The sequence below is a fragment of the Blautia sp. OM06-15AC genome (assembly GCF_003481425.1).
In the GTDB taxonomy this organism is placed as follows: Bacteria; Bacillota; Clostridia; order Lachnospirales; family Lachnospiraceae; genus Fusicatenibacter; species Fusicatenibacter saccharivorans.
Genome location: NZ_QULD01000029.1, coordinates 1 through 2,216, shown reverse-complemented (window position 1 = coordinate 2,216; position 2,216 = coordinate 1). Strand labels below are relative to the sequence as shown.

The 2,216-nt window shown below is 44.8% G+C and carries 1 protein-coding gene; it reads right to left on the bottom strand.

Annotated features, from left to right (window positions below):
* Positions 1–380: 380 nt before the first annotated feature.
* The gene (locus DXB83_RS16295; protein WP_118697893.1) at positions 381–1,937 is read right to left on the bottom strand and encodes an ABC-F family ATP-binding cassette domain-containing protein; all 1,557 of its coding nucleotides are present in this window, start codon (positions 1,935–1,937) and stop codon (positions 381–383) included.
* Positions 1,938–2,216 lie beyond the last annotated feature (279 nt).

Genomic DNA, 2,216 nt, shown 5'->3' with positions numbered 1-2,216 from the left:
CTGCTGTTCTCTCGATCAGCAACTCGTTTATTTTATCAAACTCATTTGCTTTTGTCAAGAACTTTTTTTAAGTTTTTTTTGAAGCAGTTCTTGTAACCCGCGGCAGCCACCCGGCTCCGAACTAGGTTTTTCTGTTTCAAAGAAACTCATTCGCATCAGCTCTCGCTGACAGCTTAGTTATAATAACACCGCCAAAAGCAAAAGTCAACACCTTTTTTCGAGTTTTCTTATTTTTAGAAAAATACATATAATTCTGCATTTAAAATATATTGTCTGATTTTTTAAAGCGTAATAAAACAGCCACAAACAATCTCTCTCACTCTCTGTTTGTGGCTGTTTTTTTCAATATATAAATGTCAAGAGGACTTATTTGATTTTTTTTAAATCACTTTTGTCGTCCACTCCGAGCAGTCCCATACACTCGTTGCCAGACCATCGTAGAATTCCGGTTCGTGGCAGACCATAAGAATGGTTCCTTTATATTCCTTTAACGCATTTTTTAACTCCTCTTTTGCGTCTACATCGAGATGGTTGGTCGGCTCATCAAGGACAAGAAGATTGGTTTCACGATTGATCAGTTTGCAGAGGCGAACTTTTGCCTGTTCTCCTCCTGAGAGCACACGCACCAGGCTTTCAATGTGCTGTGTGGTAAGACCGCATTTGGCAAGCGCTGCGCGGACTTCATACTGGGTATAGGATGGAAATTCTTCCCAGATTTCCTGGATACAGCTGTTGGTGTTGCCTTTTGGCATTTCCTGCTCGAAATATCCGATTTCCAGATAATCGCCAAGCTCCACGTCTCCGCCAAGGGACGGGATCAAACCGAGAATACTCTTTAAGAGTGTTGTTTTTCCGATTCCGTTGGCACCGGTGAGCACAATCTTTTCACCACGCTCGATCGCAAAGGTCAACGGTCTGGAGAGCGGTTCTTCATAGCCGATCACAAGTTCTTTTGCAGTCACAACGAAGCGGCCCGAAGTGCGCGCAGTGCGGAAATGAAATTCCGGTTTTGGTTTTTCTTTCGCAAGCTCGATCATATCCATCTTATCCAGCTTCTTCTGCCGTGACATAGCCATGTTTCTGGTTGCCACACGGGCTTTGTTTCGTGCCACGAAATCCTTCAGTTCACTGATCTCCTGCTGCTGGCGGTTATAAGCAGCTTCCTTCTGTGCTTTTTTGACCGCATAAACCTCCTGGAAGTGATCGTAATCACCCACATAACGATTCAGCTCTTTGTTTTCCATATGATAGATCAGATTGACAACACTGTTCAGAAATGGGATATCGTGAGAGATCAGAATGAAGGCATTTTCATACTCTTCAAGGTATCGTTTCAGCCAGGTGATATGTTCCACATCCAGGTAGTTGGTCGGCTCATCCAAAAGAAGGATGTCCGGTTTTTCCAGCAGCAGTTTTGCCAGAAGGACCTTCGTTCTCTGTCCGCCGGAAAGCTCAGTGACATCGCGTTCGAGACCGATCTCCTCGAGGCCGAGTGCACGTCCGATCTCTTCGATTCTCGAATCCAGAATGTAGAAATCGTGTGCATCCATCATCTCCTGAATCACGCCAAGTTCCTCCATCATCTGATTCAGTTCGTCCTCGGAGGCATCGCCCATGGAATCGCAAATCGTGTTCATCCGCTCTTCCATCTCGTACAGCCAGGAAAAAGCGCTTTTTAATACATCGCGGATCGTCATACCTTTTTCCAGAACGGTATGCTGATCCAGATAGCCGACACGGACATTTTTTGCCCACTCAACCTTTCCCTCATCCGGCATCAGCTTTCCGGTAATGATGTTCATAAAGGTTGATTTTCCCTCGCCATTTGCACCTACCAGACCGATGTGTTCCCCCTTTAAGAGGCGGAACGATACATCTTCAAAAATCGCACGGTCGCCGAAACCATGGGACAGATGCTCTACATTCAAAATACTCATGCACAAATTCTCCTTCTTCTGTTGTATTGGAATCTTCCGATCTCCTGATCGTTTTCTTTTTCATATGTAACTAAGTTAGCAACCACCAGTTCAACTGGTGGTTTATTATTAGCCCTCCAAAGGGCTATTGTTACTGCTCGCCCCAAAGGGCGGTATCGCAAGCACTTTTGCTGGCCCGCTATAAAGCGGTACTACTCGAATCTTCTCGTCTCGATTCTTCTGCTTGCTCTTTTATATACTTTTGAACTGCTTCATCTGTTATATTGCCAATCGTTTCAA

Coding starts and splice junctions, on each gene's coding strand:
- DXB83_RS16295 (WP_118697893.1), bottom strand. CDS start 1,937: ATGAGTATTTTGAATGTAGAGCATCTGTCCCATGGTTTCGGCGACCGT.